Origin of the sequence: Aeromonas sp. R2-4, assembly GCF_040908365.1 — a bacterium.
In the GTDB taxonomy this organism is placed as follows: Bacteria; Pseudomonadota; Gammaproteobacteria; order Enterobacterales; family Aeromonadaceae; genus Aeromonas; species Aeromonas veronii.
Map to the genome: position 1 here is coordinate 74123 of NZ_JBFODO010000005.1, position 20086 is coordinate 94208.

The 20086-nt window shown below is 56.4% G+C and carries 13 protein-coding genes; 5 read left to right on the plus strand and 8 right to left on the minus strand.

The window, feature by feature from the left end; translation table 11 throughout:
• Positions 1-154: 154 nt before the first annotated feature.
• From AB5Z05_RS02630 to AB5Z05_RS02645, 4 genes are all read right to left on the minus strand, one after another.
• Positions 155-1675, minus strand: a complete 1521-nt coding sequence (locus tag AB5Z05_RS02630; RefSeq protein WP_368150034.1) for a SpoVR family protein — start codon at positions 1673-1675, stop codon at positions 155-157.
• Positions 1676-1684: 9 nt separating this feature from the next.
• Complete coding sequence (locus AB5Z05_RS02635; protein ID WP_005360363.1) at positions 1685-2956, minus strand: YeaH/YhbH family protein; 1272 nt, start codon at positions 2954-2956, stop codon at positions 1685-1687.
• A gap of 23 nt (positions 2957-2979) precedes the next feature.
• Positions 2980-4902: a PrkA family serine protein kinase gene (locus tag AB5Z05_RS02640; RefSeq protein WP_033113275.1), complete on the minus strand. Its 1923-nt coding sequence runs from the start codon at positions 4900-4902 to the stop codon at positions 2980-2982.
• A gap of 597 nt (positions 4903-5499) precedes the next feature.
• Positions 5500-7416, minus strand: a complete 1917-nt coding sequence (locus tag AB5Z05_RS02645; protein ID WP_368150035.1) for an ATP-dependent DNA helicase RecQ — start codon at positions 7414-7416, stop codon at positions 5500-5502.
• A 355-nt stretch (positions 7417-7771) separates the two neighbouring features.
• Between AB5Z05_RS02645 and sstT the strand changes: the two genes are divergently transcribed.
• Positions 7772-9022 carry a serine/threonine transporter SstT gene (gene sstT, locus AB5Z05_RS02650; RefSeq protein ID WP_139402298.1) on the plus strand — a complete coding sequence of 417 codons (1251 nt, stop codon included), beginning with the start codon at positions 7772-7774 and terminating at the stop codon, positions 9020-9022.
• A 207-nt stretch (positions 9023-9229) separates the two neighbouring features.
• Positions 9230-10216 carry a hypothetical protein gene (locus tag AB5Z05_RS02655; protein ID WP_368150036.1) on the plus strand — a complete coding sequence of 329 codons (987 nt, stop codon included), beginning with the start codon at positions 9230-9232 and terminating at the stop codon, positions 10214-10216.
• Positions 10217-10482: 266 nt separating this feature from the next.
• Here AB5Z05_RS02655 and AB5Z05_RS02660 read toward each other — a convergent pair whose 3' ends face one another.
• The 3 genes from AB5Z05_RS02660 to pabB form a co-directional block, all read right to left on the minus strand.
• Complete coding sequence (locus tag AB5Z05_RS02660; RefSeq protein ID WP_106843342.1) at positions 10483-11781, minus strand: serine/threonine transporter; 1299 nt, start codon at positions 11779-11781, stop codon at positions 10483-10485.
• Positions 11782-11997: 216 nt separating this feature from the next.
• Positions 11998-12564 carry a CoA pyrophosphatase gene (locus AB5Z05_RS02665; protein ID WP_005351753.1) on the minus strand — a complete coding sequence of 189 codons (567 nt, stop codon included), beginning with the start codon at positions 12562-12564 and terminating at the stop codon, positions 11998-12000.
• 42 nt (positions 12565-12606) lie between these two features.
• Positions 12607-13890 carry an aminodeoxychorismate synthase component I gene (gene pabB, locus AB5Z05_RS02670; RefSeq protein ID WP_236323224.1) on the minus strand — a complete coding sequence of 428 codons (1284 nt, stop codon included), beginning with the start codon at positions 13888-13890 and terminating at the stop codon, positions 12607-12609.
• 294 nt (positions 13891-14184) lie between these two features.
• Here pabB and AB5Z05_RS02675 point away from each other — a divergent pair, with 294 nt between their 5' ends.
• Positions 14185-15711, plus strand: coding sequence for a fumarate hydratase (locus AB5Z05_RS02675; RefSeq protein WP_005351759.1), 1527 nt, complete (start codon positions 14185-14187; stop codon positions 15709-15711).
• A gap of 209 nt (positions 15712-15920) precedes the next feature.
• Here AB5Z05_RS02675 and AB5Z05_RS02680 read toward each other — a convergent pair whose 3' ends face one another.
• On the minus strand, positions 15921-16499 hold the full coding sequence (locus AB5Z05_RS02680) for a PhnA domain-containing protein (protein ID WP_368150037.1): 579 nt from the start codon (positions 16497-16499) through the stop codon (positions 15921-15923).
• A gap of 184 nt (positions 16500-16683) precedes the next feature.
• On the opposite strand from AB5Z05_RS02680, the gene AB5Z05_RS02685 reads away from it, so the two are divergent.
• The gene (locus AB5Z05_RS02685; RefSeq protein WP_368150038.1) at positions 16684-17904 is read left to right on the plus strand and encodes a methyltransferase; all 1221 of its coding nucleotides are present in this window, start codon (positions 16684-16686) and stop codon (positions 17902-17904) included.
• A gap of 307 nt (positions 17905-18211) precedes the next feature.
• Positions 18212-19675 carry a chitinase gene (locus AB5Z05_RS02690; RefSeq protein ID WP_201984398.1) on the plus strand — a complete coding sequence of 488 codons (1464 nt, stop codon included), beginning with the start codon at positions 18212-18214 and terminating at the stop codon, positions 19673-19675.
• Positions 19676-20086: the final 411 nt, after the last annotated feature.

The following is a 20086-nucleotide window of genomic DNA, read 5'->3' on the forward strand; positions in this document are numbered from 1 at the left end:
TGACCGCAAGGCAAAGAGGCCCGCACACCATGCGGGCCTCTTTCTATGTTGTGGTTTGTTCGGGTTGTACGGCTTGGGCTGCGCTCATGCTGGCAGAAGCAACCGATTAAAAAACGGCCCACCGAAGTGGGCCGTAGAGATATCTGATCGCGGGTCAGATCCCCGGTTTGCGCTCCGGGCAACGACCTATGATATCGGGTGGCAGCTCGCCGTTATCCTGCTCCAGCACCACATCGAATCCCCACAGTTGATGGAGGTGTTTGAGCACCTCATGGCGAGAGTCGCCAAGGGGGATGCGGTTGTGGGGCACATAGCGCAGGGTGAGGGAGCGATCCCCCTTCACGGCAACGTTGTAGACCTGAATATTGGGCTCCAGATTGCTGAGGTTGTACTGGGCCGACAGAGTATTGCGCACCTGACGGTACCCCTCGTCATTGTGGATGGCGGAGACCTTCAGATAGTTCTTCAGATCGTCGTCATCAATGGCGAACAACTTCATGTCCCGCATCACTTTGGGACTGAGGAACTGGCTGATAAAGCTCTCATCCTTGAAGTTCTGCATGGCAAAGTGGAGGGTTTCGACCCAGTTGCTGCCGGCATAGTCGGGGAACCAGTATCTATCTTCCTCGGTCGGGTTCTCGCAGATGCGGCGCAGGTCGGTAAACATGGCAAACCCCAGCGCATAGGGGTTGATCCCCGAGTAGTAGCGGCTGTTGTAAGCCGGTTGATAGACCACGTTGGTGTGGCTGTGCAGCACCTCCATCATGAAGCGATCGCTCAACTTGCCCTCGTCATAGAGGTGATTGAGGATGGTGTAGTGCCAGAAGGTGGCCCACCCCTCGTTCATCACCTGAGTCTGCTTTTGCGGATAGAAATATTGGCTGATTTTGCGCACTATACGCACCACTTCCCGCTGCCAGGGCTCCAGCAAGGGGGCATTCTTCTCGATGAAGTAGAGAATGTTCTCCTGGGGTTCTGCGGGGTAGCGCCTGTCCTCCACCCCTGCCGCTTTATGCTGCTTGGGTAGGGTACGCCACAGCTCGTTGACCTGAGTCTGCAGATAATCTTCCCGTGCCTTCTGACGCCGCTTTTCCTCGGCCATGGAGATCTTCTGGGGACGTTTGTAGCGATCCACCCCGAAGTTCATCAGGGCATGGCAGGAGTCGAGCAGCTGTTCCACCGCCTCGATGCCATGCTTCTCTTCACACTGGGTGATGTAGTTCTTGGCGAACAACAGGTAGTCGATGATGGAAGAGGCATCGGTCCAGGCCTTGAACAGGTAGTTGTTTTTGAAGAAGGAGTTGTGACCGTAGCAGGCGTGTGCCATCACCAGCGCCTGCATCGGCATGGTGTTCTCCTCCATCAAGTAGGCGATGCAGGGATCCGAGTTGATGACGATCTCGTAGGCCAGCCCCATCTGGCCGCGCTTATAGTTGCGCTCGGTATGGATAAAGCGCTTGCCGAACGACCAGTGCTGATAGCCGATAGGCATGCCGACGCTGGAGTAGGCATCCATCATCTGCTCGGCGGTGATCACCTCGATCTGGTTGGGGTAGGTATCCAGTCGATAGAACCTGGCGACCCGGGCTATCTCCTGATGATAGGTCTCCAGCAGATCGAAGTTCCAGTCTGGTCCGTCATCCAGTGGCGCTACACGTTTTTCTGTTTCGATCATGTGACCTCCTCACGCCGCTTGTTTCTTGAACAGCTCGCGGAACACCGGATAGATATCCTCGACCTTGCGAATGTGCTCCATCGCAAAGTGGGGGAACTGGCTGGCTACCGACTCATATTCGTGCCACAGGGTCTGGTGGGCACGAGTGGTGATCTCGATGTAGGAGTAGTACCTCACCCTTGGCATTATGTCCCGCGCCAAGATCTCCCTGCACTGTGGTGAGTCATCAGCCCAGTTGTCACCATCCGACGCCTGCGCCGCATAGATGTTCCACTGGTTGGCGGGGTAACGCTCGTTGATGATGTCGTTCATCATCTTGAGGGCGCTGGAGACGATGGTGCCGCCTGTCTCCTGAGAGTAGAAAAACTCGTGCTCGTCCACCTCCTTGGCCTGGGTATGGTGGCGGATATAGACCACCTCGACGTTCTTGTAGGTCCGGCTCAGGAACAGATAGAGCAGGATATAGAAACGCTTGGCCATCTCCTTGGTGGCCTGATCCATGGAGCCCGAGACGTCCATCAGACAGAACATCACCGCCTGGCTGGAGGGGACGGGCCGTTTGACGAAGTTGTTGAACTTGAGATCGAAGGTGTCGATAAACGGCACCGCATCGATCCGTCGTTTCAGCTCCCTGATCTCCTTCTCGAGCAGGGCGATCTCGGCAAAGTGTTCGTTGGGATCGGTGGCCAGCAGGGCCAGCCGATCTTCCAGTTCATGCAATTGGCGTTTCTTGCCTGCTTGCAGCGCCATGCGCCTTGCCAGCGAATTTTGCAGGGAACGCACCACGTTGATGTTGGCGGGCACCCCGTTTGAGGTGTAGCCAGCACGGTAGGTTTTGACTTCCATCAGCTGATTGAGCTGGGTTTTCTGCAGCCTGGGCAGCTCCAGATCTTCAAACAACAGATCGAGATACTCATCCTTGGAAATCTGGAACACGAAATCATCGGCCCCTTCCCCCTGATTTGATGCTTGTCCCTCGCCGGAACCCTGTCCACCGCCTCCTCCTTTGGGACGGTCAATCTTGTCACCGGAGACGAACTGATCATTGCCGGGATGCACCATCTCCCGTTTACCGCCGTGCCCCTGATGAAAATGGGGCTCGCCAATATCCTTGGTCGGGATGCTGATGCTCTCGCCCTTGTCAACGTCCTGAATGCTGCGCTTGGAGACAGCATCCGAGACCGCTTGTTTTATCTGCTTCTTGTAGCGGCGGATGAAGCGCTGCCGATTGACAGCGCTTTTGTTTTTGCCGTTGAGCCTGCGGTCGATAAAATGCGCCATAACTCCCCCTTGAACAGTCAGGGTCAGGATGACTTGCGTACCCTGAGATACCATTCGGAGAGCAGTCGCACCTGTTTGCGGGTGTAGCCTTTCTCCATCATCCGTTCGACAAAGTTATCGTGCTTCTTCTGCTCCTCGGCCGAGGTTTTGCTGTTGAAGGAGATAACCGGCAGCAGCTCTTCCGTGTTGGAGAACATCTTCTTCTCGATCACGGTGCGCAGCTTCTCGTAACTGGTCCAGTTGGGGTTACGGCCTGCATTGTTGGCCCGGGCACGCAGCACGAAGTTGACGATTTCGTTACGGAAATCTTTCGGGTTGCTGATCCCGGCGGGTTTTTCAATTTTCTCCAGCTCGCTGTTGAGGGACGCTCTGTCAAACAGCTGGCCGGTTTCGGGGTCACGGTACTCCTGATCCTGGATCCAGAAGTCGGCGTAGGTGACGTAGCGATCGAAGATGTTTTGACCGTACTCGGAGTAGGACTCGAGATAGGCGGTCTGGATCTCCTTGCCGATGAACTCCACATAACGCGGGGTCAGATAACCCTTGATGAACTCAAGGTAGCGATCGTGCAGCTCTTGCGGGAACTGCTCGCGCTCGATCTGCTGCTCCAGCACATAGAAGAGGTGCACCGGGTTGGCGGCCACTTCCGCGTGGTCGAAGTTGAAGACGCGGGAGAGGATCTTGAACGCAAAGCGAGTAGAGAGACCATTCATCCCCTCGTCCACACCGGCGTAGTCGCGATACTCTTGATAGCTCTTCGCCTTGGGATCGGTATCCTTCAGGCTTTCGCCATCATAGACCCGCATCTTGGAGTAGATGCTGGAGTTTTCCGGCTCTTTCAGCCGTGACAACACCGAGAACTGGCCCAGTAACTCGAGAGTGCCCGGAGCGCACTTGGCCTCGGTCAGCTCGCTGTTGACCAGCAGCTTCTCGTAGATTTTCACCTCTTCCGAGACGCGCAGGCAGTAAGGCACCTTGACGATGTAGACCCGGTCGAGGAAGGCCTCGTTGTTCTTGTTGTTGCGGAACTGCTGCCACTCGGATTCGTTGGAGTGAGCCAGCAAGATGCCGTCAAAGGGAAGGGCAGAGAGCCCTTCGGTGCCGTTGTAGTTCCCCTCCTGGGTTGCAGTCAGCAGCGGGTGTAGCACCTTGATGGGCGCCTTGAACATCTCCACAAACTCCATCACCCCCTGGTTCGCTTTACACAGCGCGCCTGAGTAGGAGTAGGCATCGGCGTCATCCTGGGCGAAGTGCTCCAGCATGCGGATGTCGACCTTGCCGACCAGTGAGGAGATATCCTGGTTGTTGTCATCACCCGGTTCCGTTTTGGCGATGGCGATTTGATCGAGGATGGAGGGGTTGACCTTCTCCACCTTGAACTTGGTGATGTCGCCGCCAAACTCGTGCAGGCGTTTGGCCACCCAGGGGGACATGATGGGACGCAGGTAGCGGCGCGGGATGCCGTACTCTTTTTCCAGGATCTCCCCATCCTCTTCGATGTCGAACAGACAGAAGGGGTGATCATTGACCGGTGAGCCCTTGATACGATAGATGGGCACCTTCTGCATCAGGGATTTGAGTTTTTCTGCCAGCGAGGATTTACCGCCGCCAACGGGGCCCAGCAGATAGAGGATCTGTTTCTTCTCCTCCAGCCCTTGGGCGGAGTGTTTGAGGTAGGAGACGATCTGTTCGATGGCCTCTTCCATCCCGTAGAAATCCTTGAAGGCGGGATAGCGTGCCACGACGCGGTTGGAGAAGAGTCGGCTCAGTCTGGGGTTGGCTGAGGTGTCTACCATCTCCGGCTCACCAATGGCGGTCAGCAGACGTTCGGCTGCGGAGGCGTAGCAGGCTTTATCCTGCTTACACATATCCAGGAATTCCTGGATGGTATATTCCTCTTCTCTCGCTTTTTCATATCGCTGTTGGTAATGCTCGAATATGCCCATAACTTTGCCCTCGTTATAGTCGCTTACCCTGAAAAAAGTGGATGACTGCTTTTGTGTTGTGCGCTTTTAAAGCCTAGTCAACAGACTCCAGTAATCCATCACGGTTGATAGGTTAAATTCTGAAGAAACCTGCCCGATCCTTTTGCGGGGAGGGTCAGTCAACAACACCGCTATGTTACTGACTGTTAAATTATTTTTGCCACGATAGTGAGGTAAATGTCAAAGACATAAAAAATAAATGTTTATGGGAAACAGGGAACTTATTGCGAAAAGATTAAGGGGTTTGACGAAAGGCAATGGGGCTGCGGGTTGGCGGGGTTATGGATGAGAATGTCATTACGTGAACGTCAACGTAAATCACTTTGTTTGGAGTTTTGGCTCTAATTTTTACATTGACGCTACATTTTGAGTGCCCTAGATTGGCGATGTGTGAGCAGCAAGATGCTTTAGCAAGAGAGTTGACTGTTGCCTCACCAAGCTCTGTTTAAGCACGTTTCCGTTGGCTTGACCCTCGCAACCGCGAGGGTCTTCTTTTTCTTTTTCTTTTTCTGTAAACGCTTGTTTCTGCTGGTGGCTATTGACGCCGCCAGCACTCATCTAGCAAGGGTAGGCTTGTTGCACTGCCGCCAGGACGCGGGCAAACGGGTGCGCGACCAACTGGCCTGCACCCGCCAGCGATTTGGCCTTGACCCGGCTGGTCAGCGGTGTGGTGATGCCGCACAGGAAACGGGCCAGAACACGAGCATCCACCGAACCTGTCTTGGCAATCAGCGGATCGCACCAGGCGCGGATCCCCGCCTCGTTTGGCATGGTCAGTGAGGGTAGGGGAGGAAGATGTGCCACCTCGCCGCGACAAACAGAACAGTGGCCACAATGAACCGGCGCCACCTCATCGGCAAAATAGCGGGCGAGGCGGTGGCTCAGGCACTCACTTGAGGTGAAAAAGTCGAGCATGGCTTGCAGTCTGGCCAGCTCACTCTGCTCTTTTTGCAGGAACAGGGCATGCAGGGCATTTGCTTCCTGCTCGTTGTCCCATTCCTGACGGGTGATCCGGTAGACCTCGGTCATCTGTTTGCTTTCAAGCTCGATCCAGCCTTGCTGCTGCAGGTAGTCGAGCGCCGCAACCGCCCGCTGTCGCTCTCCCTGATAGCCCTGCCAGAGGGCGTCAAAGTCCATGGTGCACCAGCTGCGGGCTTGCGGGGCACAGGCGAACAGCTGCTCCAGAAACTGGCGGCGTTCCGGATTGAAGCGGCTCACTATCTCGCCTTTATCCAGCACAAGCTTGAAGCGGTAATCTGCATAGTAGCTGTAGGCCGGGGTGATGATGCCCGCCATCTCTAGATAGACCAGCAGGGTTTTAAGGGGCAACTGGCGGATATTGGTGTCGTTGGATAGGCGCAGCAGGGGGAATTCCCACTCGTTCCCGCTCTGCTTGATGATGGCAAGCAGCTGGAGGATGGCACTCAAATCCGGCGTATCGCCGTAGACGAAGTTCTCCAACACCGGCAGCTGGCTCTGGTTGGCCAGCACGATACAGCGCGATGGTTGGCCATCCCGTCCGGCGCGGCCAATCTCCTGGCTGTAGTTCTCGATAGATTTGGGCAGATCGTAGTGAATGACCCGCCGGATATCCGCTTTGTCGATCCCCATGCCAAAGGCGATGGTGGCGACGATGCAGTCCACCTTGCCCGCCATGAAGTCGTGCTGGATCTGACTGCGCAGCGCCGAGTCGAGTCCGGCATGATAGGCGCGGGCGTTGATCCCTTCTCTAATGAGTTGCTCGGCACAGGCTTCTGCGGTGTGTTGCAAGGTGACGTAGACGATGGTGGGGGCCGTTGGATCGTTGGCCAACTCCTTTGCGAGCCAGCTAGCCCGCGCGTCGGGCGCCAAGGGAATGACCGCCAGATCAAGATTGGAGCGGTAGAAACCGGTGACCACGACCCCCTCCGGCGCTATGCCGAATTTGGTCTGCATATCCTGAATAACCGCCGGCGTGGCGGTGGCCGTCAGCAGCAACACCTGCGGGATCTTCAGGTCATGGCGATAGCTCGGCAGCTTGAGGTAGTCGGGGCGAAAGTTGTGGCCCCACTCCGAGATACAGTGCGCCTCATCGACGACCAGCAGCGAGAGCGGCACTTGCTGGATAAAACGGCGAAAACGCTCGTTCTTGAGTCGCTCCACCGAGATCATCAGGATCTTGAGCTGGCCATCCAGCGCCTGCTGCATCACTCGTCGGCTCTCCTCCGGGCTCTGGCTAGAGTCGAGGGTAGCGGCGCTTATTCCCTTGCTTTTAAGGAAGGCGAGTTGATCGTGCATCAGCGCCAGCAGCGGCGATATAACCAGGGTCAGGTGAGGCAGGGCGAGGGCAGGCAGTTGATAACAGAGCGACTTGCCTGAGCCGGTGGGAAAGATGGCGGCGGCACTCTGACCTGCCAGCACCCGGCTGATCACCGCCTCCTGACCTGGCCTGAGTGCGGAGAAACCAAAATATTGGTTGAGCAGGGATATGATCATGGCAAGGCTCCGCAGCAAATGGGGGATGATAGCACAGCGATTCCGGTCATGGATGACACAGGAATGGTCGTGAGGGTGAGGGCAGAGAGTGTCGATAAAACGTACAAAAATGGGTGGTTGCGCTGTGGTTAAGGTTTTGTTGCGGTTTTTTGTGATGGAAACGGGATATTTTTTGGTGAGTCTCTGGAAAAAAAAGATGGCGAATGGGATATTCCGTCATGCAATCCGGTGACTGGCGGATCGGCCCGACAGAAGGCTGGCCACAGACACCACATTCGGGCGACAGGGGTCTTCCGATGAGTGGTTGCAGACAGGACTCATGATTCATGCACTACGGTGCTTAGGGATTTTTTTGATGACACAACAACACCCCCTCCTTCGGCTGGTCAATAGCACCAGTCTGGTCAGCCAGATCCTGGTTGGTCTGGTATTCGGTATCTTGCTGGCTCTGTTTGCCCCCGAGTGGGCGAAAACGGCAGGTCTGCTCGGCAGTCTGTTTGTTGGTGCACTGAAAGCGGTAGCCCCGCTGCTGGTATTCGTACTGGTGATGGCGGCCATCATTGGTCACAAGCAGGGTCAGAAGACCAATATTCGCCCGCTGCTGGCGCTCTACCTGTTTGGTACCTTCTCTGCGGCCGTGGTCGCGGTGATTGCCAGCTTCCTGTTCCCCTCCAACCTCCATCTGGTGGCCAATACTGCCGAGATCACCCCGCCAGGCGGGATCACCGAGGTGCTGCAGACCCTGCTGTTCAACGTGGTGACCAACCCGGTCAAGGCGCTGATGGATGCCAACTATATCGGGATCCTGGCGTGGGCCATCGGTCTGGGTATCGCCATGCGCCATGCCAACGAGAGCACCAAGGCGCTGATCACTGACCTGTCTCACGGTGTCTCCGCCATCGTGAAAGCGGTGATCCGCTGTGCTCCGCTCGGGATCTTGGGTCTGGTTGCTTCCACTCTGGCAGAGACCGGCTTTGACGCCCTGTTTGGCTATGCCCAACTGCTGGTGGTGCTGATCGGCTGCATGCTGTTTATCGCCTTCGTGGTCAACCCGTTGATCGTGTTCTGGAAGATCAAGCGCAACCCCTATCCGCTGGTGCTGACTTGCCTCAAAGAGAGCGGTGTGACCGCCTTCTTTACCCGCAGCTCTGCCGCCAACATCCCGGTCAACATGGCGCTGTGTGAAAAACTGCGCCTGCCCAAAGATACCTACGCGGTCTCCATCCCGCTGGGTGCCACCATCAACATGGCGGGTGCGGCCATCACCATCACTGTGCTGGCCATGGCGGCGGTACATACCCTGGGGATGGAAGTGGACATGGCAACAGCCGTGCTGCTCTCCGTGGTTGCCACCATCAGTGCCTGTGGCGCTTCCGGTGTGGCGGGCGGCTCCTTGCTGCTGATCCCGCTGGCCTGTAGCCTGTTTGGCATCAGCAATGACATCGCCATGCAGGTGGTAGCAGTCGGCTTTATCATCGGCGTGCTGCAGGATTCTGCCGAGACGGCGCTGAACAGCTCCACCGACGTGCTGTTCACCGCCGCTGCTTGCATGGCCGAAGATGAAACCCTGCTGGAACCTTCCGCGCTGCCCAGCAGCGAGGCGTGAGCCGGTAGCTCGATTTTTCGATTCAGCCCCTCTCTGTGAGGGGCTTTTTATATCAGCGGGCCTAAATGTGTTGAGGAGAGGAGTACGCAAGAAAACATTCATTTTGATGAAATGTTTGGTTACAAATAGCCGACAGACAGTGCGGGTGCTGCCCCGTTAAAATAGCTGCGGAATAATAAGGTTCAGGCTAAAAAACGAGATTAAATAATGAAAAAAACTACGCTTTCGTGGGCAATTATTGGTGCATTAGGTTTGGTTGGTTGCGGTGGTGGTGGCGGAGATAGTGGTGGTGGTACCACGCCACCGGAGCCGCAACCGAGGGCGCTGCCGGTGGCTGGCGTCTATCTCCCCGTCCTGATGGACGCTCAGGGGCAGTTAATCAACCGTCCGGTCAACGACAGTTATCGTGCGGTCGGTCTTGTCTATCCGGCGTCCACAGAGGGCACGGGTTGGGCGATGAACATTGCTGAGAAAAGAAGTGCCACAGTCAGCACTTATACCTTCCCTCAAGGCTTCTCTTCTCTGAATAAAGGTGAGGGTTACCCACTGACGTTGTCGTTGCTGGTGAACAAAAGCCAACCCAGTACCTTCGACTCGGCTGAGCAAAAGTCCAATACCAATGTCGATGGGTTGGTCAAGGTGGCGTCTGTACCAGATACGGCGGGAAGCAGCCAGTCACTCTGGGTACTCGATTATCGACCCGTCAAAGCCAAAATCGATTCTGCACTCACTATTCAGAATTGGGGCGGCCAAGTGGCATTGCAGCCGATGGTCACTGCGCCTATCAACGCGGACTCCTGGTACAACCTTGGGGAGAGTGCACTGTTTCAAGATTTCAAAACCGAGCGCAGCAACAATGGTTTGGGGATCAAGCTGACCATCCTGTTTAAAGAAGGGTGTTCTGTAAGCGGTGAGACAGAGGCCAACACTCCAGGTCTGAACAAGCTGACGCTGACTGGCTGGAAGGAGTGCAGCTTCAATACTTTGACAGGGCCTGCTGATATCAAAGACGGAAAAATTTATGAGGGGCTTTGGGAAACAAAGATGCGCGATTTTGCCAATCGTAACGCCAGTGTCACTGCTTATCTGGCTATGAAGCCGGGTAACAGCAATGGCCAGAAAGATACGCTGATGATCGGCATTCCTGAAATCACCGGGATCACGCCATTCCTGTTGGAAGCGCAACCACTCTAATCAGCCAGAGATAGTGCGTGTTTATCAAGAGATGCCAGTCGCTTACCCGACTGGCATTTTTGTTGGTCGAGGTTCGGTGCGAAGCCCTGAAACATCATGATGTGGTTGCCGGATAAGGGTTGTTTCCTTGGTTGTTGTGTGAGTTCAGGTGCTGTGGCTGCAATAACTGCGTGATGAGTGGCAAGACTATTCAGGACGGGACAACGCAATAAAAAAAGCCAGCCGAGTGTTCGGCTGGCTTTTTGCTATCAGCGGCAGGTAGGGGATTAACCGACCAGCTGATAGAGGATGGCGGAGATGGCGATCATGCCCATGGTTGCAACGAAGACGTTGCTGATATGGCCCTGATACTTCGCCATGGCCGGTACGCGCTTGATGGCGTACATCGGCATGATGAACAGGATGGTCGCGATGATCGGGCCGCCCAAGGATTCAATCATGCCCAGGATGGAAGGGTTGGCAATGGCAGTGCCCCACAGGGTCAGGATGAAGAAGGCGATAATGAACATCTCGACTTTCTTGGCGTTCGGCTCTTTGCCGGACTTGCGCATGTTCTGCACGATCATCCCTTTCAGACCTTCACGGGCACCCAGATAGTGGCCGAAGAAGGAGGATACGATGGCTACGAACGCAACCAACGGACCGAAGTAGGAGATGATGGGGCTGGCATGCTGGTTCGCCAGATAGGAGAGCACGGCGATGTTCTGGGCCTTGGCTTCTGCCAGTTGGGCCGGTGTCAGGCTCATGACGCAGGAGAAGACGAAGAACATCACGAAGCCCAGCAGCACCATGGCGGTACGCTTGAGGATGGCATCGGCCTTCTCGACAGCCTGATCACCGTGGTCGCGGCGCTGGGCCAGAGAGAAGCTGGAGATGGCCGGGCTGTGGTTGAAGGAGAAAACCAGTACCGGGATGGTCAGCCACAGGGTAGTGGCGAAATCCTTGGCAGAGGGCACTTGCTCCAGCGCGGCACCGGTCCAGTCCGGAATGAGGTACAAAGAGATACCGGCCAGAATGGCGATCAGCGGATAAACCAGCAGCTCGGTCACTTTCAGCATCAGCTTTTCACCGGCCAGCATCACCGACATCATGCCCATGATCAGCACGATGGAGAGGATCCAGCGCGGCGGGGCACTCATCTGCAGCTGGTTGACCATAAAGCTTTCCACGGTGTTGGTGATGCCCACGCCGTAGATCAGCACGATGGGGTAGATGGCGAAGAAGTAGAGCAGGGTGATTAATTTACCGGCACCCACGCCAAAGTGTTCTTCCACCACTTCGGTGATGTCTGCGTTTGGCTTTTTGGAGGAAAGGACGAAGCGGGCCAGACCACGGTGGGCCAGATAGGTCATGGGACCTACCAGCAGCGCCATGACGACCAGCGGCCAGAAACCGCCCATACCCGCGTTGATCGGCAGGAACAGGATACCCGCACCAACCGCGGTCCCGAACAAACTGATGACCCAGGTAGAGTCGCGTTTTTCCCAACGAGTGGTTTGAGTAGAGCGGATCCCTTGCTCTGTTGACGCCGCAACTCCCTGCGTGCCAGTGACTGTGTTTGACATCTATCTCACCCCGAATGTGTGGTTCTTATTAAGTCGGCGCAAGGATACGGTTTTTCTAATCAAAAATGTTGATCAAATTCATCTTTACGGCACGAAAAACCGCACTTTCTTATGGAAATGTGATCAAAACAAGAAAAATTCAATTATTGTTTATCAATTGGCACGTTATTTTAGTGTTAATGATTAAATCTCGCTCAGTCAAATGTAGGTAAATTGTTATTTTGCGAGATGCTGGGCTAGTTGGTTGATCATGCTGGCGGTAGCCCCCCAGATAAAGTGCTGTTGCCAGGGTATCCAGTAGATGGTGTGTGCTTTCCCCCCTCTGGAAAGGGTCAGGGGGATGTGGTTGCGCCGATCCAGCAGATGGGTCAGCGGCACTTCGAAGGCGTGATCCACCTCATCCGGACTCAGGATGAGGGGATAGTTGCCATCGAGCAGCCCCAGCACCGGCAGTACCTCGAATCGTGACACCGTATTGAGCGGGTTGAGGGTGCCGATCACTTCGATCAGCCGGGCCGGAATGCCGAGCTCCTCTTCGGTCTCCCGCAGCGCCGTGGCAATCAGGTTCTCGTCGCCGGGATCCTGTCGCCCGCCGGGGAAGCTGATCTGCCCCCCATGATGACGCAGCCGGGGGCTGCGCCGGGTCAATAACACGCTGAGCCCCTCATCGCGCATCACCACCGGGATCAACACTGCCGCCGGACTGAGCCCGCCGATGGCGAGGCGATGGGCCGGGGCGGGTCGCTGCAACTGGAAGCGGGTCAGCAGTTCGTGGCGATCCATGGCGGGGAGCTCTCCTGTGCGTTGACCTGACAGTGGGGAGGGTTACAGCGCCGACAGCAGCGGCAGGATACGGGCGACCTTGTCATAGGTCTCCTGATATTCGCTGTCGGCGTCGGAGTCGGCGATGATGCCCCCACCGGCCCAGCAGTGCAGGCGACCCGCTTCGGCGATCAGGGTACGAATGCAGATGCTGGTATCCATCCGGCCATGCTGGCTGAGATAGCCGATGCTGCCGCAATAGGCGTTGCGGCGCTGGGGCTCCAGCTCTTCGATGATCTCCATGGCGCGGATCTTGGGGGCGCCGGTGATGGAGCCACCCGGGAAACAGGCGCGCAGCAGATCGACTCCTTGCCAGCGTGCATCGAGCTCACCGTGGATGGTGGAGACCAGATGATGTACCGCCGGAAACGACTCCACCGCAAAGAGATGAGGCACGCTGACCGAGCCCGGCCGGCTGACCCGACCGATGTCGTTGCGCAGCAGATCAACGATCATCAGATTCTCTGATCTGTCCTTGTCCGCCTGCGCCAGCTCCCGCGCGACTTGCCGATCGGTGGCCGGATCAGGGTGGCGAGGGCGAGTGCCTTTGATGGGTTTGGTTTCGATATGACGGCCATCGAGCAGCAGGAACCGCTCGGGGGAGAGGCTCAGCAGTGCACTGTCCGGCAGGCGGATAAAGGCTGAGAAGGGGGCCTTGTTGGCGGTTGCCAGCAGGCAATAGGCCTGCCACTCATCCCCCTGATAGGGGGCGCTGAAACGCTGGGTCAGGTTGATCTGGTAGCAATCCCCTGCGGCAAGATATTCCTGAATACGGGCAAACTTCTCGCCATACTCAGCACGGCTCATATTGCTCTGCCACGCCCCCAGCAAGGCAAAAGCGGGGGCCGGTTTGGCCTGCTGCTGTTCAAGCCAGGCCAGCCGGTTGGCAAGTCCCGCTTCATCCCCCCAGTGCACCAGTTGCCAGTCGCCGGTCGCCACATTGCGCAGCAGTGCCCAGTCGTAGATGCCCACCGCCATGTCTGGCACCGCGATATCGGCGGCGGCCTGCACCGGCAGTCGCTCGAAGCGACGGCCGAGATCATAGCCAAACAGGCCTAGGGCGCCGCCAATAAAGGGCAGGTGAGTGGCGCACAGTTCCAGCTCCCCCAGCAACTGTTGCTGGGTATGGGCCAGCAGGGCGAGGGGATCTTCGCTGTGTTTGCTGATATTCACCCCGACACGCAGAGTGGTCACTTCGCAGCGGGTTTCGAGGGTCGCCAGCGGATCGGCAGTGATGACATCAAAGCCGTTATCGGCGCCGAGTGGTCCCGCTGACTCCAGCAACATGGCCCACGGCTGATGTTGCAGGCGGGCAAAAAGCTGATGGAGTTCAGCACTATGGTCTAGATGATGGATATGAAGTGTTGGCGTCATTTTATGTTACACAGGCAACAGTTTGGTTCCCGAACCCTAGTCGGTGCTGGTGGGCAAGCGTATCATAGGTGTCGGTGACTTAAGAAAAAACTGCCGTGTCGTTCGTTTTTTGCTGGTTGATAGTTTTTAGCCAGCACGTCAGCACGGCCCATCATATGGAAGCCCTTGCCCTGCTCCGTGGCAGAGACAAGGACCAGTGAGGATGATATGAGCATTATAAAAAAACAGGATTTCATCGATTCTATCGCAGATGCCCTCCAGTACATCTCCTATTACCACCCGTTGGATTTTGTTCAGGCTGCCAAAGCGGCGTATGACCGTGAGGCCAACCCGGCCGCCAAAGATGCGCTGGCCCAGATCCTGATCAACTCCCGCATGTCCGCCGAAGGTCATCGTCCGCTCTGCCAGGACACCGGCATCGTGACCTGTTTCGTCAAAATTGGTATGCAAGTCCAGTGGGACAGCGACATGACAGTGCAGGAGATGGTGGACGAAGGGACCCGTCGTGCCTACACCAATCCTGACAACCCGCTGCGCGCCTCCGTGCTGGCCGATCCGGCCGGCAGTCGCAAAAACACCAAAGACAACGCCCCTGCCGTGGTCCATATCGACATGATCCCCGGCAACAAGGTGGAAGTGAGCATTGCGGCCAAAGGCGGCGGCTCCGAGAACAAATCCAAGATGGTGATGCTCAACCCCTCTGACGATATCGTCGAGTGGGTGCTGAAAACCGTGCCGACCATGGGCGCAGGCTGGTGCCCGCCCGGCATGCTGGGCATCGGCATCGGTGGTACTGCCGAGAAAGCGGCGGTGCTGGCCAAAGAGGCTCTGATGGAGCACATCGACATTCAGGAGCTGATCGCCCGTGGCCCGCAAACCACCGAAGAGAAGCTACGGGTCGAGCTCTACGACAAGGTCAACAAGCTGGGGATCGGTGCCCAGGGTCTGGGCGGTCTGACTACCGTGCTGGATGTGAAGGTGAAATCTGCGCCGACTCACGCCGCCTCCAAGCCGGTGGTGATGATCCCCAACTGCGCCGCCACCCGCCACGTTCACTTCGAGCTGGATGGTTCAGGCCCTGCCGAACTGACTCCGCCGAAACTGAGTGACTGGCCGGAGATCACCCGTGAAGCGGGTGGCAACGTGCGCCGCGTCAACGTCGATGGCATCACCAAGGCCGAACTGGCCAGCTGGAAGAGCGGTGATACCGTGCTGCTCTCCGGCAAGATCCTCACCGGTCGCGACGCCGCCCACAAGCGTATCGCCGACATGCTGAAAAATGGCGAAGGGCTGCCTGAAGGGGTCGATTTCACCAACCGCTTTATCTATTACGTTGGCCCGGTTGATGCGGTGCGTGACGAAGTAGTTGGCCCGGCTGGCCCCACCACCTCCACCCGGATGGACAAGTTCACCGACATGATGCTGGGTGAAACCGGCCTGATCGGCATGATCGGCAAATCCGAGCGTGGCCCGAAAACCGTCGAGAGCATCAAGCAGCACAAGGCCGTCTATCTGATGGCGGTAGGCGGCGCCGCCTATCTGGTGGCCAAGGCTATCAAAAAGGCGCGTGTGGTAGCTTTTGCCGATCTCGGTATGGAAGCGATCTACGAGTTTGAAGTGGAAGATATGCCGGTGACTGTTGCGGTCGACTCCGAAGGTAACAATATCCACGAAACCGGCCCAGCCTACTGGTCTGCCAAGATTGCCGAGCTGGATGGCAAACTCTCCTCCTGAGTGACCGTTTCCGCTGCCGGTTAACGGTATCGGCCCTGTAAAGAAGGCGCGTCCATCCGGATGCGCCTTTTTGCTTTGGCTCGTCTGTTATGGGTTCAAGTTGGCCGTTTGCGGCAAGCAGGTATAAAAAAAGGATGGCGTGACGCCATCCTTTTCGTTGTGTTTGTGTTTGTGCTCTGGCCGCAGACAGCAGAGCAATCGCCCTTGGTTTAGGCCTTTTTCAGGTAGGCAGCAACCAGTACGATCTGCACGCCGTTGACTTTGCCTTCGATATGGAGCGGGTTGTTGGTCAGACGGATGCCCTTGACCAGGGTGCCGCGCTTGGCGGTGAAACCGGCGCCTTTCACATCCAGATCCTTGATCAGGGTAACGGAGTCGCCCTCTTGCAGCACGGCGCCGTTGGAGTCAAAAGTCGGTACGCTGTCGTCATCTTCGTCAGCAATACCAGCTTCAGCCCAGGCCTTGGCTTCGTCTTCCATGTACATCATGTCCAGCAGATCCTGAGCCCACACTTCACCCTTGCCGGAGAGTGCTTTCAGCTGGCGCCATGCCATCACCTGCACCGCAGGCACCTGGCTCCACATGCTGTCACTCAGGCAACGCCAGTGGTTGACCACCAGGGTATCCGGTTGTTCCAGCTGACCACGGCAGGTGTCACAGATAGCAACGCTGTGATCATCGTCGCTGGCGGGGGAGTGAGGCACCACGAAGGCGGTCAGCGCCTGCTCGGCGCTGCACAGTTCACACTTGGCGCCCGCGCGCGCTTGCAGAATGGCGTTGATGGTCATGTTGTTGGTCCCATAGCTAGTGGTAAAGCGACCCGCGTTGGACGGGGCGCGTGAAAGAGGGGGCGGAATATAGCATAAAACCCCGTACTTTGTCAGGTCTGCCCTGGGTCACAGGGTTGGTGGTGCTGTTGTGCGGCACAGATCGTCAGGTATTGAGAGTGCAATTTGAAGCGGGATCGCTAGAATGAGCCTCCTTTTTGACTGTAAGGCAGGGGCATTCGTGCTGGCTCAACGTTTTCAACAACTGGATCGACTGCTCACCCGCTACCGACGCTGGTGGCAATATCAGCCATATCATCATTTGACCATGGCCTTTGCCGATGAGGTGCCCGAACTGGCGGCGTTGCTCAATGGGCTGACGCTCGGCCAATTGGCAGAGCTCGATGCGGATATGGATGCTCTCAGCAGTCTTCTTGCCCCCTGGATTGCCGAGGGAGCTGAGCTGCAGCAACTCAGCCAGCTTGCCCCGTTTACCCCGGAGCCCATCACCTGCAGCAAGGAGATGGCGCTGCATATGCCGGGGCGCAAGCAGGCCCAGATCGAGTCGTTCACCGCCTGTTTGCCGGCCCATCAGGGCCCCTATCTGGAGTGGTGTGCCGGCAAAGGGCATCTTGGGCGGCTGGTATCACTCCATCGACAGGCTCCGATCCTCAGTCTGGAGTTGCAAGGGCAGCTTTGTGACGAAGGTCGGCTGCTGGCCGAGCGGGATGGCGCCAATATGACCTTTACCTGCGCCGATGCTTTTGCCCCCGAGTCGGCGGTGCTGATCGCCCCCGAACATCACGCTATGGCACTCCATGCCTGCGGCGAGCTCCACACCCATCTGCTGGAGCGGGTGGCCGAGCGCAGTGCCAGCGGCGTGACCATCTCTCCCTGTTGTTACCACCTGATCCGTACCAGCCACTATCGCCCGCTGTCAGCCGCGGCCAGCGCCAGCGAGCTGGTGTTGAGCAAGGCGGATCTCAAGTTGCCGCTACAGGAGACGGTCACTGGCGGTGCGCGGATCGCCCGCCTGCGCGAGCAGGAAGTGGTGTGGCGGCTCGGGTTTGACTGCCTGCAGCGTCAGGTGCGCGGTGTGGATGAGTATCTGCCGGTGCCCAATATGCAAAAGAGCCTGCTGACCGGCACGTTTGAGGCATTCTGCGTTTGGGCTTCCGAGCGCAAAGGGATTGTGCTGCCCGCCGGGCTCGACTACCTCACCTGGTTGGAACACGGGGAGCGCCGCTTTGGTGATGTCGCCCGCATGGAGCTGGTGCGTCATTTGTTTCGCCGTCCCCTCGAGATCTGGCTGGCGCTGGATCGCGCGCTCTTTTTGCAAGAGCAGGGCTATCGGGTCGAAGTGGGGGAGTTCTGTGCCAAACCCATGACCCCGCGCAATATCCTGATCCGTGCCGTGCGTGCCTGACATCCGGCTATTTTGAGCATTTTTCTTGAACATTGATGATGGCTGACAGGTTGAGCCTGTCAGCCATTTTTTCCATCACGAACAATGACCGTATGGCAGGCCACCTGGCCGTCTCAACTGTTCTAAAAATGGGCGAAAGATCACGCTGTGGCGTTTTCGTTTGGGTTCTTTTTCTTTGTTTCAGCTGCACTGAATATCACAAGGTGAAATGGCTCACAAATTCTGCTTATTTCTTAATTCTCATCGTGAATTTAGTTGTTGAAACACCTACTCTTGGAACGCATTAATTCAAACAAGGACGATAAACATGTTCAAACCCAAGCGTTGTGCCTGGCTGATCGCTGCCGCCTGCGCATTGCCAAGCTATGCCGCAATGAGTGCAGCCATGAATATTCAACCCGATCCGCAAAATGCGGGAGGATATGTGATTGCGGCCCCGGATCTGGCTGCCATGGAAAAAGCCAAGACGGCTAATCCCATGTATGCAATATGGGCCAAGGCATTGGCGACCCGGTCAAATAAAATCGTTGATGCCATTGAACCGGGTCTGGCAAGCAATCCTGACAACGTAAAACGGGTTGAACGGGTATTTCCCCAATCTGAATGGGAATATTTAACCCAGATGGCAGCGCCGGAATATACTTATGTCCGCTTCTTGCGAGCCATCGGTAAATTTCCTGCGTTCTGTGGCGAATATACCGACGGTCGCGACTCTGATGCGATCTGTAAAAAATCCATCGTGACCGCCTTTGCGCACTTCTCTCAGGAGACCGGTGGCCATATTGCCAAGGAGAATGTCTCCGATAACCCGCTGGGGTTGGAGGAGTGGCAGCAGGCGCTGGTGCATGTGCGGGAGATGGGCTGGTCAGAGGGACAGACCGGCTATACCACCGGCTGTGGCCAGAACGACTGGCAAAACAAGAAGTGGCCCTGTAGTACCGGACAAGGTTACTTTGGCCGCGGCGCCAAGCAGCTTTCTTACCACTTCAACTACGGTGCCTTCTCCGAGGCGATGTTTGATGGCGATGCCTCCGTGCTGCTCAACAACCCGGGGCTGGTGGCGGACTCCTGGCTCAACCTCGCTTCTGCCATCTGGTTCTTCCTCACCCCGCAGGCCCCGAAACCGGCCATGCTGCACGTGATTGATCGCACCTGGGTACCCTCCAAGCGGGAGGCCGATGCGGGTATCGGCTATGGCTTTGGTACCACCATCAACGTGATCAACGGTGGTATCGAGTGCGGTGAGCAGAACAAGGACAAGGGGCAGCCGGTCAATCGTATCCGCTACTGGGAAGGGCTGGCCAACCACTACCAGATCCCGATCAAGGCGGATGAGAAGAACACCTGCTGGCAGCAGACTCCCTATGGCAGCCTCAATCTTAACGGCGCTACCGACGTGCTCTACACCAACTGGGATGGCAACTGGAAATACTATCCGGATCGCCCGGGCGGTTACTCCTTCGAGTGCGAGCTGGTGGGCTTTCAGACCGCCTATTCTGCGCTGGTGCCGGGTGATTACGAGAAGTGCGTGACCAACTTCTACGGCTCCCACGCCAACTGGCCGAAAGTGCGGATCGTGGACAAACTGACTCCACCGCCGGTCGATCCGAGTGAACCACCCATCGGTGGCAACCCGGCATGGGAAGCGACCAAGGTCTACACCGCTGGCAGCAAGGTGAGCTACAAGGGCGCCGTCTATCAGGCCAAATGGTGGACCCAGGGGGATGATCCCGCCAAAGGTGGCCCCTGGGTTATAGTTCCTGCCAAATAAGATGGCGTAATTTAACTCCCAAAGAGGAGAGGGGGGATAACTCCTTCTCCTCGTTAATTATCAACAGTACATCACTGAATATTATCTTGTATTTTCAATGGTGCTTATGTTCTAACTGATAAGGTGAGTTTTTATCTGAAAATTGAAATAAAATAGTATTTAATCAAAGTTTAGAATAAAATTTATATTCAGGTTCGTTAGCCCCCATAAACTAGCGTCTTCTGATGAGCGTAGTGCGCTACTTGCGAATTCATTTTCCACCATAAAATGAAACCTCTCATTGCGAATGTGAGGAGTATCTTCTCTATTGGTAAATTGTCATTTATCACCTGAAATGGTGAGGTCTTGCTATATCTCTCAGCTTTATCTCGGTACATTGTCGCTTATTCCCTTGAGAAAATAGATATAAAC

What these genes read in the sequence shown, in the direction of transcription:
- AB5Z05_RS02630 (WP_368150034.1), bottom strand. Translation starts at nt 1,675, where the DNA reads ATGATCGAAACAGAAAAACGTGTAGCGCCACTGGATGACGGACCAGAC.
- AB5Z05_RS02635 (WP_005360363.1), bottom strand. Translation starts at nt 2,956, where the DNA reads ATGGCGCATTTTATCGACCGCAGGCTCAACGGCAAAAACAAAAGCGCT.
- AB5Z05_RS02640 (WP_033113275.1), bottom strand. Translation starts at nt 4,902, where the DNA reads ATGGGCATATTCGAGCATTACCAACAGCGATATGAAAAAGCGAGAGAA.
- AB5Z05_RS02645 (WP_368150035.1), bottom strand. Translation starts at nt 7,416, where the DNA reads ATGATCATATCCCTGCTCAACCAATATTTTGGTTTCTCCGCACTCAGG.
- sstT (WP_139402298.1), top strand. Translation starts at nt 7,772, where the DNA reads ATGACACAACAACACCCCCTCCTTCGGCTGGTCAATAGCACCAGTCTG.
- AB5Z05_RS02655 (WP_368150036.1), top strand. Translation starts at nt 9,230, where the DNA reads ATGAAAAAAACTACGCTTTCGTGGGCAATTATTGGTGCATTAGGTTTG.
- AB5Z05_RS02660 (WP_106843342.1), bottom strand. Translation starts at nt 11,781, where the DNA reads ATGTCAAACACAGTCACTGGCACGCAGGGAGTTGCGGCGTCAACAGAG.
- AB5Z05_RS02665 (WP_005351753.1), bottom strand. Translation starts at nt 12,564, where the DNA reads ATGGATCGCCACGAACTGCTGACCCGCTTCCAGTTGCAGCGACCCGCC.
- pabB (WP_236323224.1), bottom strand. Translation starts at nt 13,890, where the DNA reads ATGTTGCTGGAGTCAGCGGGACCACTCGGCGCCGATAACGGCTTTGAT.
- AB5Z05_RS02675 (WP_005351759.1), top strand. Translation starts at nt 14,185, where the DNA reads ATGAGCATTATAAAAAAACAGGATTTCATCGATTCTATCGCAGATGCC.
- AB5Z05_RS02680 (WP_368150037.1), bottom strand. Translation starts at nt 16,499, where the DNA reads ATGACCATCAACGCCATTCTGCAAGCGCGCGCGGGCGCCAAGTGTGAA.
- AB5Z05_RS02685 (WP_368150038.1), top strand. Translation starts at nt 16,684, where the DNA reads ATGAGCCTCCTTTTTGACTGTAAGGCAGGGGCATTCGTGCTGGCTCAA.
- AB5Z05_RS02690 (WP_201984398.1), top strand. Translation starts at nt 18,212, where the DNA reads ATGTTCAAACCCAAGCGTTGTGCCTGGCTGATCGCTGCCGCCTGCGCA.